Origin of the sequence: Xenorhabdus sp. PR6a, from assembly GCF_028599065.1 — a bacterium.
Taxonomy (GTDB): domain Bacteria; phylum Pseudomonadota; class Gammaproteobacteria; order Enterobacterales; family Enterobacteriaceae; genus Xenorhabdus; species Xenorhabdus doucetiae.
The window spans coordinates 1-790 of record NZ_JAQRFJ010000190.1 but is presented as its reverse complement, the minus strand read 5'-3'; the positions used below and the strand labels follow the sequence as shown (position 1 = coordinate 790).

Sequence of the window (790 nt, the reverse complement as noted above, 5' to 3'; positions counted from 1 at the left end):
CGCGGGGATCTTTCCGGCTTTATCTTTAAAGAATTTTAAATTGAAAAGTGTCTTGGTCAAATTTTCCAAATTCACTGATGTTATTTAGCACAGACACAAGCTGTGCAAATTCTTTAGGATATTTTTCCTTGAAAATACCACTGTTATACCACAATACAATGACAGGCTTATCTTCTGCATCAATCGGAACCATAAAGTCATATAACGCATCAGGATTATTTCCAAAGTACGGGCCAAAATCAAATTCCTTAGAAAAAAGCTGATATACTTCAACAGGTGTTTTCTGTTTATTCCCATCTAGTGTTATTTTTTTCATTACTTATTAACCTCCTTTACAGTTCCAAGAGCCTAATGCTTCGGCAGTATCGTAATGATTTGAAGTTACGTAAGTTAACCCGTCATTAGAATACAAAAGTCTGGTACCTGGTTGCTTCGCTCTAGACATACTATTATTCAGTCCGATATCAGCTTCATACCATACTCTTCCGGGGGAATCAGGTAAGATCCCCGTGCTATTAGCAAAAATATCCCCTCCTATTTGACCTCCCGGAACATAATTTCCTAACGCTTTTCCTCTAGACCACCCAGCAGCTTCCGCCTGTGCTTTTGTTACATAGTTATTTGGCAATTTTCCTGTTGCTTTTAAATTATTTACAGCATCATTAGCACTTTCTGCTGTGCTGTAATATTGTTTAAGCAGTGCTCCTTGTGCTGAGCTTGTAGGATGGCTATTTCCTGATAATGAAGCATTTACAACTTGCAACCCGAACGGATCGATGAAATTAGTCGG

The 790-nt window shown here is 38.2% G+C and carries 2 protein-coding genes; both read right to left on the bottom strand.

Translation table 11 applies throughout. From position 1 onward, the window contains the following. Positions 1-25: 25 nt before the first annotated feature. A complete protein-coding gene (locus PSI15_RS18265; protein WP_265380758.1) occupies positions 26-316 on the bottom strand; it encodes a barstar family protein in 291 nt (96 codons plus the stop codon). Between the two features lie 6 nt (positions 317-322). After that, on the bottom strand, positions 323-790 hold a 468-nt coding region (locus PSI15_RS18260; protein ID WP_273584759.1), incomplete at its 5' end, for a ribonuclease domain-containing protein.